The 13229-nt window shown below is 41.5% G+C and carries 12 protein-coding genes and 1 pseudogene; 11 read left to right on the top strand and 2 right to left on the bottom strand.

Annotation, left to right across the window (positions count from 1 at the left end; genetic code table 11):
- The 9 genes and pseudogenes from ACIPUA_RS10785 to ACIPUA_RS10745 form a co-directional block, all read left to right on the top strand.
- Positions 1-296, top strand: a pseudogene (locus ACIPUA_RS10785) (urocanate hydratase); the annotation flags it as partial.
- 12 nt (positions 297-308) lie between these two features.
- Positions 309-1841, top strand: a complete 1533-nt coding sequence (gene hutH, locus ACIPUA_RS10780) for a histidine ammonia-lyase (protein ID WP_449059657.1) — start codon at positions 309-311, stop codon at positions 1839-1841.
- A gap of 98 nt (positions 1842-1939) precedes the next feature.
- Positions 1940-3331, top strand: coding sequence for an amino acid permease (locus ACIPUA_RS10775; RefSeq protein ID WP_449059656.1), 1392 nt, complete (start codon positions 1940-1942; stop codon positions 3329-3331).
- A 211-nt stretch (positions 3332-3542) separates the two neighbouring features.
- Positions 3543-4475 carry a 50S ribosomal protein L3 N(5)-glutamine methyltransferase gene (prmB, locus tag ACIPUA_RS10770; protein ID WP_042844532.1) on the top strand — a complete coding sequence of 311 codons (933 nt, stop codon included), beginning with the start codon at positions 3543-3545 and terminating at the stop codon, positions 4473-4475.
- 113 nt (positions 4476-4588) lie between these two features.
- Entirely contained in the window at positions 4589-5677 is a 1089-nt protein-coding gene (gene aroC, locus ACIPUA_RS10765) for a chorismate synthase (RefSeq protein WP_042844529.1), read from the top strand.
- A gap of 151 nt (positions 5678-5828) precedes the next feature.
- Positions 5829-6632, top strand: a complete 804-nt coding sequence (locus tag ACIPUA_RS10760) for a TSUP family transporter (protein WP_042844527.1) — start codon at positions 5829-5831, stop codon at positions 6630-6632.
- A gap of 17 nt (positions 6633-6649) precedes the next feature.
- Positions 6650-7198, top strand: coding sequence for an elongation factor P hydroxylase (locus tag ACIPUA_RS10755; protein ID WP_042844526.1), 549 nt, complete (start codon positions 6650-6652; stop codon positions 7196-7198).
- A 28-nt stretch (positions 7199-7226) separates the two neighbouring features.
- A complete protein-coding gene (locus tag ACIPUA_RS10750) occupies positions 7227-7499 on the top strand; it encodes a YfcL family protein (RefSeq protein ID WP_042844523.1) in 273 nt (90 codons plus the stop codon).
- Positions 7500-7583: 84 nt separating this feature from the next.
- Positions 7584-8108 (top strand): GNAT family N-acetyltransferase, encoded by a 525-nt coding sequence (locus ACIPUA_RS10745; protein WP_225832957.1) that lies wholly within the window; start codon positions 7584-7586, stop codon positions 8106-8108.
- A gap of 27 nt (positions 8109-8135) precedes the next feature.
- Here ACIPUA_RS10745 and mnmC read toward each other — a convergent pair whose 3' ends face one another.
- Positions 8136-10172 (bottom strand): bifunctional tRNA (5-methylaminomethyl-2-thiouridine)(34)-methyltransferase MnmD/FAD-dependent 5-carboxymethylaminomethyl-2-thiouridine(34) oxidoreductase MnmC, encoded by a 2037-nt coding sequence (mnmC, locus tag ACIPUA_RS10740; protein WP_449059655.1) that lies wholly within the window; start codon positions 10170-10172, stop codon positions 8136-8138.
- A 203-nt stretch (positions 10173-10375) separates the two neighbouring features.
- Here mnmC and fabB point away from each other — a divergent pair, with 203 nt between their 5' ends.
- The gene (gene fabB, locus ACIPUA_RS10735) at positions 10376-11590 is read left to right on the top strand and encodes a beta-ketoacyl-ACP synthase I (protein ID WP_042844516.1); all 1215 of its coding nucleotides are present in this window, start codon (positions 10376-10378) and stop codon (positions 11588-11590) included.
- A gap of 165 nt (positions 11591-11755) precedes the next feature.
- Positions 11756-12556 (top strand): hypothetical protein, encoded by an 801-nt coding sequence (locus tag ACIPUA_RS10730; protein ID WP_042844513.1) that lies wholly within the window; start codon positions 11756-11758, stop codon positions 12554-12556.
- Between the two features lie 13 nt (positions 12557-12569).
- Here the strand turns inward: ACIPUA_RS10730 and ACIPUA_RS10725 are convergent, their stop codons facing one another.
- Positions 12570-13031: a hypothetical protein gene (locus tag ACIPUA_RS10725; RefSeq protein WP_449059654.1), complete on the bottom strand. Its 462-nt coding sequence runs from the start codon at positions 13029-13031 to the stop codon at positions 12570-12572.
- Positions 13032-13229: the final 198 nt, after the last annotated feature.

Below are 13229 nucleotides of genomic sequence, written 5' to 3'. Positions count from 1 at the left end.
AAGACGGCTCTGATGCGGTATCAGATTGGCCGCTACTCAATGCTTTATTAAATACAGCCAGTGGCGCGACATGGGTTTCTTTGCATCATGGCGGTGGTGTGGGAATGGGGTTCTCACAACATTCGGGAGTGGTGATTGTTTGTGATGGAACCGACGAAGCGGCTGAGCGTATTGCTCGAGTACTGCACAATGACCCCGCAACAGGGGTGATGCGCCATGCTGACGCAGGGTATGACATCGCGATTGCTTGTGCAGAAGAAAAAAATCTCAATTTACCTATGATTAAAACACGTTAAGGAGTGCCATTAATGACTAAACTAACTATCCACCCAGGAAAAATGACACTCGAAGATTTGCGCATCGTTTTTGAACAGCCAGTGACTGTCACATTAGATAAACGTGCTCATGCCGTGATTGAAAAAAGTGTAGCAACAGTTAATAAAATTATTGCTGAAGATAGAACTGCTTATGGTATTAACACTGGGTTTGGTTTGCTAGCCAATACGCGTATTGCTACGCAGGACTTGCAGTCATTACAGCGTTCTATCGTGATGTCACATGCGGCTGGTGTGGGTGACCCTTTAGATGACGAACTAGTACGCTTGATCATGGTGTTAAAAATTAATAGCTTAGCGCGTGGCTTTTCAGGAATTCGCCTCGAAGTAATCAATGCTTTAATTGCCTTAGTCAACGCACAGGTTTACCCGTTTATTCCTGCTAAAGGTTCAGTCGGTGCATCAGGTGATTTGGCACCTTTAGCCCATATGAGCTTGATTTTACTCGGTGAAGGAAAGGCTCGTTTTGAAGGTAAATGGATATCAGCCAAAAAAGCGTTAGAAAAAGCAGGGCTGAAGCCTTTAACGCTTGAAGCAAAAGAAGGCTTGGCTTTATTAAACGGAACCCAAACCTCCACTGCTTTTGCCCTTAAAGGGTTATTTGAAGCTGAAAAGCTACTACTTTCAGGGATTATTTGTGGGGCATTGAGTGTAGAAGCGACATTAGGTTCGCGTAAACCTTTTGATGCTCGAGTACAAGAAGTGCGAGGGCAAAAAGGGCAAATTGATGTCGCAGCCATGTTCCGAGAGGTATTATCATCAAGCAGTGAGTTGGCAAAGTCGCATGAAAACTGCGTGAAAGTACAAGACCCTTATTCACTGCGTTGCCAGCCACAAGTGATGGGAGCTTGCTTAACTCAAATTCGCCAAGCGGCTGAGGTGATTTTAATCGAATCAAATGCGGTATCAGATAATCCTCTGGTGTTTACGGATAACGGCGATATCATTTCTGGGGGCAATTTCCACGCTGAGCCAGTTGCGATGGCGTCAGACAACCTTGCTTTGGCATTAGCCGAAATCGGGGCTCTATCCGAGCGTCGTATAGCGTTATTAATGGATACCCATATGTCACAGCTTCCTCCATTCCTCGTGAATAATGGCGGCGTGAATTCTGGCTTTATGATTGCTCAAGTCACTGCAGCTGCATTGGCAAGTGAAAATAAAGCGTTAGCACACCCTTCGAGTGTCGATAGCTTACCGACTTCAGCAAACCAAGAGGACCATGTTTCTATGGCACCTGCTGCGGGGCGTCGTTTGTGGGAGATGGCGAAAAACGTCACTGGTATTCTTGCGATAGAATGGCTTTCTGCATGCCAAGGGATAGATTTTCGTGAAGGGTTAAAATCTAGCGAAGCACTCGAAAAAGCGCGTGAAACGTTACGTGAACAGGTCGCTTATTATGATAAAGACCGTTATTTTGCGCCGGATATTGAAGCTGCCATTGATTTAATTAATCAACATAAACTTTCAAAATTATTTACGAAAGGTGCTGTTTTCCCTAAATAGCACTGGTAGTACATCAAGCCAATAAAGGTGGCCGGCAACGTATCGGCCGCCTGAAGTATTTATCTACACGACTAATAAAATAATACGAAGGATAAATCATGCAAAGCACATCACAACTTGCGCGAGGGCTTTCTGCGCGTCACATCCGATTTATGGCTTTAGGTTCAGCGATTGGTACAGGTTTATTTTATGGTTCAGCAAAAGCAATAGAAACAGCAGGCCCGGCGGTACTGCTCGCTTATATAATAGGGGGCGCCGCGGTGTTTATGGTCATGCGCGCATTGGGCGAGATGGCGGTACATCGTCCGCTTGCGGGGTCGTTCTCACAATATGCTAGCCATTATTTAGGTGCTAGAGCTGGCTTTTTTGCTGGATGGACATATATATTTGAAATGATTATTGTTTGTCTGGCTGATGTCACCGCATTTGGCGTATATATGAAACTCTGGTTTCCTGATGTCGCTCAATGGATATGGGTGCTAAGTATCATATTCTTTATTGGTGCTATTAATTTGTGTCACGTGAAAACGTTTGGTGAAATGGAGTTTTGGCTTTCCATCATTAAAGTGGTCGCCATTATTGCGATGATAGTGGGTGGGGCTGCCATCATGATGTTTGGTTTTGGCCAAGCGGCTGACCATGCGGTTGGGGTGTCTAATTTATTTATCCATGATGGGTTTATGCCTAATGGGGTTGGAGGGGTGATAGCCTCTTTTGCGGTAGTGATGTTTGCATTCGGTGGAATTGAAGTGATTGGGATCACCGCCAGTGAAGCAAAAAACCCTGAAGTGACTATTCCACGCGCCATCAATGCTGTTCCTATCCGTATTTTGTTATTCTATGTTTTAACGCTCTTCGTTTTAATGTGTATTTATCCGTGGAATCAAATTGGCCAGCAAGGTAGCCCATTTGTACAAATATTTGACAGTTTAGGTATCCAATCTGCTGCCAATATCTTAAATATTGTGGTGATCACCGCAGCGATTTCTGCGATCAACAGTGATATTTTCGGCGCAGGGCGCATGATGTATGGTATGGCACATGAGGGACAAGCACCGAAAGCCTTTACCAAAGTGACAAAAAACGGTGTGCCTTGGATGACGGTATTAGTCATGGTGCTGGTGTTATTGGTCGGAGTTGTATTGAATTATGTTATTCCTGAGGATGTTTTTGTTATCATTGCATCAATAGCAACGTTTGCAACCATCTGGGTGTGGCTAATGATTTTACTAGCTCAGTTTGCGATGCGTAAAAAAATGACGCCAGAAGAAGTGAGTAAATTAAAATTCCCTGTTCCTATGTGGCCTGTGGCGCCTATTTTGGCGATAGCTTTCATGGTCTTTATTTTTGGTGTGCTCGGGTATTTTGAATCCACGCGTATTGCCTTATATGTAGGGGTTGTGTGGTTGGCACTTTTGGCTATTGCTTATGCGGTTTGGGTAAAGAAACCGGCTAAAGACGTTGAGAAGCTTGTGCAAAATGAAGGCTAGAGATATCACTTTTCTCATCTAAAAGACTAGGTTACTTAACGCCCTTTAATTAAAAAGGGCGTTTTTATTTTTAATTTATAGCGAAAATGGTGTGCTAGCTAAAGGTTGTTGGTGATTTTATTGCATTAATCTGCTGATTTGTCTTTCACTTCGTGGCAAACTTTAGTTATTCAAATATTCCCTTTCAAAAAACAGGCTGGAGAAACCCTTCTTGGAAAAGATCTTCGTTGATGAAGCTGTTGCAGAACTTCATACCATTCAGGATATTTTACGTTGGACGATGAGTCGTTTTAATGCTGCCAATGTGTATTATGGTCACGGTACAGATAATCCGTGGGATGAGGCGTTGCAATTAGTGTTACCGACACTTTATTTGCCTCTAGACCTACCAGATGAACTCCTGACATCTCGCCTGACACCAACAGAACGCCATCGGATTATTGAGCGTGTTCTGCGCCGTATTAATGAACGCATTCCTGTTGCCTATTTAACTAACCGTTCGTGGTTCTGTGGGCACGAATTTTATGTTGATGAGCGGGTATTGATCCCTCGTTCACCTATTGGGGAGCTTATCAATAACCATTTTGTTGGCCTATTAACTGATGAACCTCAAGCGATATTAGACTTATGTACGGGTAGTGGCTGTATTGCAATTGCTTGTGCATATGAATTCCCCGAAGCAGAAATTGATGCCGTTGATATTTCGGCGGATGTGCTCGCGGTCACTGAGCAAAATATCGCTAGCCATGGTTTGGAGCATCAGGTTGTGCCTATTCGCTCCGATTTATTCCGCGATATGCCTGAAGTTAAGTATGATTTGATTGTTACTAATCCACCTTATGTGGATGCAGAAGATATGGATGACCTTCCTGAAGAGTTTCGTGTAGAGCCGGAACTTGCCTTAGCAGCTGGCAGTGATGGGCTAAAGTTAGTGCGCCGTATTTTAGCTAATGCCCCACGGTTCTTAACGAAAGAAGGGGTATTAGTGTGTGAGGTTGGCAACAGTATGGTGCATTTAATTGAACAGTACCCTGATATTCCATTTATTTGGCTGGACTTTGAATACGGTGGTGACGGGGTGTTTATGTTAACGCGTGAACAGCTTGTTGAGCATCATGAGCATTTTGCGCTTTATATTGATTAATCAAGGGTTGCGTGATTTCTCATAATCATGTAATCAATAACAATTACATAACGATTAACAACAAACAACACACGTCTTGGTAATACAAGAGCGGCTTAGAATAGGAAACTTCGATGGCAGGAAATTCAATTGGGCAACTGTTTCGCGTAACGACCTTTGGTGAGTCACACGGGGTGGCATTAGGTTGTATTATCGATGGTGTTCCCCCTGGTTTAGCTCTAACAGAAGCTGATTTACAAAAAGATTTAGACCGGCGTCGTCCTGGGACATCTCGTTATACAACGGCACGTCGTGAACCTGACCAAGTGAAAATTTTATCAGGTGTATTTAATGGGGTAACGACGGGGACAAGTATTGGTTTATTGATTGAAAATACGGATCAACGTTCCCAAGATTATGGGGCAATTAAAGATGTTTTTCGACCCGGCCATGCGGATTACACCTATGAGCAAAAATATGGCCAACGCGATTACCGCGGTGGTGGTCGCTCGTCTGCAAGGGAAACGGCAATGCGCGTTGCTGCGGGGGCTATTGCTAAAAAGTATCTACAAGAAAAGCTAGGGGTTCAAATTCGTGGTTGTTTAACACAAATGGGCCCGATTGCATGTGAAATTAAAGATTGGTCCATCGTTGAGGAAAACCCGTTCTTTTGCCCTGATCCAAACCAGTTAGATTCACTTGATGAATTATTGCGTGGTTTAAAGAAAGAGGGGGATTCAATCGGCGCTAAAGTGACTGTGGTTGCTGAACATGTTCCTGCGGGGTTGGGGGAACCGGTATTCGACCGTTTAGATGCAGATTTAGCCCATGCTCTCATGAGTATTAATGCGGTTAAAGGCGTAGAAATTGGTGACGGTTTTGGTGTTATTGCGTTAAAAGGCAGTGAAAATCGCGATGAAATTACCCGTAATGGTTTTACCTCTAATCATGCTGGCGGTATTTTAGGCGGCATCAGCAGTAGCCAACCGATTGTTGCCCATATTGCGATGAAACCAACATCGAGCATCACGGTATCAGGTAAGACGTTGAACCGTTCTGGTGAAGAAGTTGAAATGATCACCAAAGGGCGTCATGACCCTTGTGTCGGTATCCGTGCTGTACCTATTGCAGAAGCGATGATGGCCATTGTTTTAATGGATCACTACTTACGCCATCGTGGGCAATGTGCTGATGTTACTCCTACGATGCAAGCATTTGATTAATTAGTAAAGGTTGATGCTATAACCCGTGAGCGGGGCGGTCTAGTCGCTTACGGGTGAGAAAGGTTTGGATGAAGCCTACTTAAAATACCTCATCTGGGTTGTGATATACTACATATCAACATCATGATATTTCTCATCTTTGGATTGTAAAATGGATTGGCTAACCGCCGTTGCGCCTGAAGTTTATGCGTTACTCTTCTTTGTTGCACTTTTCGCTGGTTTTATTGATTCAATAGCAGGGGGCGGGGGCTTGTTAACCATTCCAGCCCTGTTATCTGTCGGGATCACTCCTGTTGAAGCATTAGCAACCAACAAATTACAAGCCGTTGGTGGGTCATTCTCTTCAACCCTTTATTTTGTTAGACGTAAAGCGATAGATTTACGAGAGCAAATATTTCCGTTCATTATGACGATGATTGGTGCGATGTTAGGCGCCATCGTTATTCAAATGATTGATACTGCGTTTTTAAAGCAACTGCTACCGGTTCTTGTCATTTGTGTCGGTTTATACTTCTTATTAACGCCATCGATTGGGGTACAAGACCGTCAACAGCGTATTAGTATGCCTTTTTTTGGTGTTGCCATCGGTATGACGCTAGGTTTTTATGATGGTGCATTTGGGCCCGGTACGGGGTCATTTTTAGCATTGGGTTACGTGTTATTACTTGGTTATAACCTCGCTAAAGCAACGGCTCATGCTAAGTTACTGAACTTTGCTTCCAACTTTGGGTCTTTAGTCTTCTTTATTATCGGAGGTCATGTTCTTTGGGTACTCGGCTTTGTTATGCTTATTGGCCAAATGGTGGGTGCACGCTTAGGTGCACGGTTAGTATTGACCAAAGGACAAAAACTGATCAGGCCAATGATTGTGGTTATTTCGTTATTAATGAGTATTAAGTTACTCCATGATAGCCATGGCGATGTGATAAAAGCTTGGTTTCTCTCATTATTTTAAGATGATTTAAATTATTCATGAGTAAATATAACTATCAAGATCTAATTGATATTTTTGATAAATGTTTTGGTGAAAGTTATAACACCAAATTGGTAAAAGGGGATGATGAACCCATTTACTTACCTGCGGATGAGTCTGTTCCTTATCATCGTATTGTTTTTGCGCATGGTTTCTTTACTAGTGGGTTACATGAAATTTCACACTGGTGCATCGCAGGGGAAGCCAGACGCCAGCAAGTCGATTATGGCTACTGGTATTGCCCAGATGGACGAGATGAAAAAACGCAGAGTGAGTTTGAAGTGGTTGAAATTAAACCCCAAGCTTTAGATTGGTTATTCTGTGTTGCGGTTGGTATTCCATTTAATGTCAGTTGCGATAACTTGGAAGGGGATTTTGAGCCCGATCGTATTGCCTTTATGCGTAAAGTGCATGCACAAGTGATGGTTTATTTAGAAAATGGTATCCCTGAACGACCATTATGCTTTATTAATGCGTTACAATCGTTTTACAATACGCCACCTATTTGTGCAGAAGACTTCCCTTATCCGGAAGATATTTTTGCCTAATGAAAATACATTACAGTAAGGATTAAGCATGCTTGCGGATTTAGAAACACGCATACTGACAAAAATTGATGATATGGTTGAACACGCTAACGATGATGAATTGTTCGCTGGTGGTTATTTGCGTGGTCACTTAACCCTTGCTGTGGCAGAGCTGGAGGAAGAAAACCAAACTGGCTCTGACGCTTTATTCCAACGCGTTGAAGAAAGTATTCACACTGCAATCAAAGCGGGTGAATTGACACCACCGGACCAAGTGCTGGTCTTGGACATGTGGAAAAAATTACTGAATAACGCAATATAACCCATCGATTTATGATCACAAGCGGGGGAACCCGCTTTTGGTTCACACTTTAATACTATCACTTTCCTCATTTATAATATGTATATGACCCGCTTAGCTGTACCAGACGATGCCAAATATCTCCCCGCAGTGGAATTATCCGCAGGGCAAACATTCGCTAACCATGAAAAATACCGTTGGGTTGCTGAGGGGGAAGGGCAAACGGAACAAGAACACCTTGCTTTTATTCATCAGCAGCTTGAATGGGTTGCTGTCAATAACGATGGTGAAGTAGTGGGGTTTATCAATGCAGAAAAGCACAGAAATAGTTTACATATTTGTGAGTTATCTGTTTGCCAAAACTGGCAAGGTCAGGGAATTGGTCGGCAATTAATCAAACGGGTATTTGAAGCCACATTGTCTTTACAGCTACAGTTTGTGACATTGACAACCTTTCGTGACGTACCTTGGAATGCCCCTTATTATCAACGCTTAGGTTTTGATATCATTGATAATGACAAGCTAACCATTGAGTTGAAAGCGATTTTACAGAGTGAAGTTGATATGGGGTTTGCACGGGAAGATCGCTGTGCAATGGTTATCTCATTAAATGAACTTGCAGCTAGCTAATGAATGGCAGGCTGCAAGGTATTGGTTTCAATAAGGGGTTTTTACTTTACGCCCTAATAATAACTTTCTAACCCAAAAACGGTTCGGATGAAGCTCTGCGAGGGTTTCGTCATCCAAAGGTAGAGGTTCAGCAAAAATTTGTGCGGCGAGAAGTTCAGCACAAAGTGGGGCAGTTGATAAGCCTCGGGAGCCTAGGGCACCGAAAATAAATAAATTTGGGTGCATAGGTGCAGGGCAAATTGTCTGATTTTTGGCTATCTGAGAGGGTAAATCTTGGTAGACTTCCATATGTTTTTCAAAATCAGGCACATTCCCTAATAGCGGGAAGTGGTCACGGATAACACAACGCACCCCTTGGCGTGAATGTTTGTGTGAAATATCAATATCGGTAGGCCAAGTAACATCCGGCAGGTTATCAATCAGTTTTTGGCGGTTCCCCTGTTGTTCTTCTTCGCTATAGTTTAAATCCAGATGCTCCCTTTGGTAACTTGCACCTAAACAATGTTGCTGCCCAGAAGCATCTGCAGGGGTTAAATAACCTTCAAAACACAACACATTTTTTAATTGTTGTAGTGTTTCATTGGTTGGGATGTGGCTAACTTGCCCTCTAACAGGGGAAATAGGTAAATTAACAGTTTGCGAAAATTGGCGCAGTTTGTGCCCATTGGCAATAATAACGGTGGAATGAGTAGATATTAACGTCTGTTGGGGGGTGTTTATCAGCAACCGCCAGTTATCACCATCAGGCTTAAGTTCGTTAACATCGTGTTCAAAATGGAATGTGACACCCTGTTGGTGTAAATATTGTTGTAAGCTTTCACAGAGTTGAGCAGGGCACAACCAACCACCGGTAGCATAGTGAATTCCACCATGGTTGACATCAATACCACAAAGGTCACTCAGTTGCTGGCGGTTTCTACCAATAGCAAAATCGGTGGGCCAGTCGGTTTCTAGCATGCCCGCTATTTTATTAGCAACTTTATCGTTATAAGCTAATTGGCTGACTCCACACCATTGCCCGTCAAACTTAACCCCCTGTTTTGCCAATTGGTGATAAAAGCGTGAAGCAAAAGGAAAGGCACTAATAAAAAAACGCTCAAGTGGGTCATTATTACCTGTTAGTAATGGGTAAATTGCGCCTTGGCGGTTGCCTGAAGCATTTTGTGCGACTTGCGAGTCTTTACAGTATAAGGTGACTTTTGCGCCACGTTTTAGCAAGGTGTAAGCTGCGGTGAGGCTTGCAAGGCCACCACCAATGATTGCAATGTCTGTTGGGTTATTGGCTTTTTCTCTTGCAAACCAAGGTGTTAAGTTTTCAGTTTCTTTTTCTATCATTATGCCAGTTAGCATTTCACGTTTTTTACCAAAGCCTTTGACTTTTTGAAGAGTAAAACCTGCTTGCTGTAACCCTCTTTTGACAAAACCTGCGACGGTAAAGGTCGCAAATGTACCATTAATACGGGCTAGTTTAGCCATTGTAGCGAACAAGTGTTCGCTCCACATTTGTGGGTTTTTTGAGGGGGCAAAACCATCTAAAAACCATGCATCTATCTTATTGTTTAGATTGTTTTTTAGCTTAGATATTTGCTCATTAACATCACCAAACCATAAGTCCAGTACAACATCGCCATTTTGTAAGGTCAGACGGTGGTTTCCGGGTAATGCTTGAGGCCAGTTGTCACACAGTGATTGTGATAGGTCGTTAAGTTCAGGCCAGCATTGGTGAGCTGTGATTAAATCGGGCTTTGATAAGGGGTACTTTTCAAAGCTAATAAAGTGTAAACGCTGCAGTTTTGCGTGTGGATGCTCGGCTTTAAATTGGTTAAAGGATTGCCATAATGCTAAAAAATTCAACCCTGTACCAAAGCCTGTTTCGGCAATAACACAGGTTTTGAATGGGTGAGTATTGAAACGTTCAGGAAAAAGATTTCCTTGCAAAAAGACATGACGAGACTCTTCTAAGCCATCTTGGTTAGAAAAATAGATGTCTTCAAATTGTTCGGACATCGGTGTGCCTTCTTCATTCCAGCTAAGGCGAGCAGTTTGTACAGCACGTTTGTTCACGATAAAGCCTACTATGACCTAATAATCAGTAAATTTTAACGCTGTTATGAGTGTAAGGCTACCTTCATAAAAAAGTCTTATTACAGTCACAAAGAAAAAAAATACAAATATTTACCCTGATCGGACTTGTTCAGCGTACAAGTGTAAGCTAAAGTGACAACCTGTAATCCCGCAATCATATAATTATAGACATGAGGTAACGAATGAAGCGTGCAGTCATCACTGGTCTAGGTATTGTTTCCAGCCTTGGTAATAACCAGGAAGAAGTACTGGCTTCTCTGAAGGAAGGTCGTTCCGGGATCACTTTCTCAGAAGAATTCAAAGAGGCAGGGCTACGTAGCCATGTCTGGGGTAATGTCAAAAACTTAGAGCTGAAAGACCTGATTGACCGTAAAATCTTTCGTTTTATGAGTGATTGCTCTGCGTATGCTTATTTATCTATGGAACAAGCAATTGCTGATTCGGGTTTAGCAGAAGAACAAGTTTCAAATTTACGTACGGGTATTGTGGTCGGTTCTGGCGGCGGTTCTCCGCGTAACCAAGTTGCTGGCTCTGATGGTATGCGTGCGAAAGGTTTACGTGGTGTTGGTCCTTATATGGTGACCCGTGCAATGGCATCAGGTATTTCAGCTTGCTTAGCCACACCATTTAAAATTAAAGGTGTTAACTATTCAATTAGTTCAGCGTGCTCAACATCTGCACATTGTATTGGTCATGCAGTTGAATTGATCCAACTAGGCAAACAAGATGTAGTTTTTGCTGGTGGTGGTGAAGAGCTGAGCTGGGAAATGACCTGTGAATTCGATGCAATGGGCGCATTGTCAACTAAGTTCAATGAAACGCCAGACAAAGCATCAAGAACTTACGACCAAGACCGCGATGGTTTTGTTATTGCCGGCGGCGGCGGTATTGTAGTAGTTGAAGAACTCGAGCACGCTTTAGCGCGTGGTGCACATATCTATGCTGAAATTGTCGGTTATGGTGCAACATCTGATGGTGCAGACATGGTAGCACCTTCAGGTGAAGGCGCGGTACGTTGTATGCAAATGGCGATGCAGGGTGTCGATAAAATTGATTACATCAATACACACGGTACATCGACACCAGTCGGCGATACCAAAGAGCTGGAAGCTATCCAAGAAGTTTTTGGTAGTAATTCCCCTGCGATTTCTGCGACAAAAGCGATGAGTGGCCACTCATTAGGGGCGGCAGGTGTTCACGAAGCAATTTACAGTTTATTAATGCTAGAGCATGGCTTTATTGCACCAAGCATCAATGTCGAAAATTTAGATGAAAAAGCCCATGGTCTGAATATCGTCACGAAACCAACAGAACAAGTGTTGGATACAGTGATGTCAAACAGTTTCGGCTTTGGTGGTACTAATGCCACATTGGTGATGAGCAAATACAAAGCGTAATTTGTTTTAGGCTAAACAATTAGAAAAAAGCGAGAACTCTGGTTCTCGCTTTTTTTATAAATATAAAAAGGAGAATAGCTGTGTCATTTTATTAAATTATAGAAATGATTAACATGAGATACTCTAGCCAATTTCTGAAAACAAATAGCCTAGAGGTGTGTAAATATGAATGTTAAATCTTTTTTCTTAACGTTAAGTAATAGCTCGACTAAAATAAGTAAGGAGTATGAAAAAAACAACAGTGATGCAAATAAGAAACTTTTATTAAAGACAGTAATTTCAAAAGTGAAAAATGTTTATAAGAAATGTGCTTTGGATGTCGAGATAAAAGATAAGTTAAAAATCAATAAACAGATTAATATATTGAATGATGTGCTTAATATAGGGCCTGTTAAATCTAAAATAAGCGGTAATAATATTATTAACTCTATGGAAGTTAAGTCTCATAGTATGTCGGATAGTATAGCATTACATTATGACTCTTCAGATTGTCAATTGGAGAAAACAGATATAAATAATATTATTTTTAATTGGGAGGACAAAAAAACCTTCAAACCTAGCAGTATTAACGCAGACTTTTCTAACTCTACATTATCAGACATGAGAATTGCATCAAGTGAACAAACTCCACTAATTAGAGCGGATTTTTCTAATGCAACGCTTAATAATGTAGATATTAAGCTACCTATTAAATCAGATGTTAATTATAATTTCGATAAAGCAAAACTGAATAATACAAGGATTGAATTAGATATCCCTAGTGGGGAGTTAAGTCAACTTAATTTATTGGCGTTATTTGGTGATGATAATCACTATTCTAATAATGTATTCCAGTCAGTATTAACAATTAATGATAAAAAAATTAAAAATGATTTATTGAGTAAATTAAAAAAATCCTTTGATTCAAATATTAGATATTTTGACAATAAGCATGATATAAAAGATAAGTTTTTAAGCAGTATCTAAAAGGTATTGTTACTTAATCGCCACTAGCGCCATCACTTCCCCCTGAATCGGATGATGAGCAATCAGTACTGGAATTATCATTTGAACAAAAATGATTGCTAGCACGATAGGAATTGTCGCTAGTGGTACTTTCATACACTGGGGGGACATAACGGGTATTTGATGAGGATGACGTTCTGTGGGAAGCAATGTCTTGGTAGTTTTTTTTCACTTCAAATATTTGGCTTTTCCCTTTCGACCAACCAATAGTCACAAGCGTCGTATTTTTCTTGACGCTGATATGCAGCATTTTTCCACAAAAAATATGCATTTTACCCAGTGCTTTTATTTGGATATAACCGCTGTCTTTTTCTGTGATAGTCACGGGTTTCTGGCTATGGATGGTGTAACAGTCACCATGAATATCGATGGTGACTGTATACGCTAATGGTTTCGGCTGGATATTAAAAAGGACAAAAAGTAATCTATCGAACATTGTGTTTTATATCTTAATAAGTCAGGTGAGTACCATAATTGATTGGCATTATTTAATATATCATCATTGTCTGATTCAGTGGTTTATTAACAACTGAATAAATATACATCATTGTATTGAATGTTTTGTCCAAAATAGTGACATGATATTGACTTGATTTTTAGTCGAATAGAGGTAGTCATATGTGTGTAACCAGAT

Source organism: Providencia sp. AGC89, assembly GCF_053543535.1.
This window is presented reverse-complemented; position numbering and strand designations above follow the sequence as displayed.